This is a genomic window from Burkholderia sp. SIMBA_051, from assembly GCF_046534915.1.
GTDB classification, from domain to species: Bacteria; Pseudomonadota; Gammaproteobacteria; order Burkholderiales; family Burkholderiaceae; genus Burkholderia; species Burkholderia ambifaria.
The window spans coordinates 1-241 of sequence record NZ_JAWRXS010000800.1; the positions used below are offsets into that span (position 1 = coordinate 1).

The 241-nt window shown below is 62.2% G+C and carries 1 pseudogene; it reads right to left on the bottom strand.

The features are described 5' to 3' along the window. Positions 1-241: pseudogene (locus SB771_RS36660) on the bottom strand (type IV pilus secretin PilQ); the annotation flags it as partial.

Here is a 241-nt window from a genome sequence, read left to right on the forward strand (position 1 = left end):
TGAATGACGCGCGGCGTGATGAAAATAGCCAGTTCGCTGCGCTGGTCGCGATGAGCCCGATGGCGAAAAAGCGCGCCTAAAAAGGGTATTTTGCCCAGGAGCGGCACCCGCGTCACATCGTTCCGCTCGTCGACGGCATAGATTCCGCCGATCGACACCGTACCACCATCCTCGACCTCGACGCGCGTCTGCACGTGTTTGGTGTTGATCGCCGGACCGGCGTCGGTCAGCTCGCCGACGC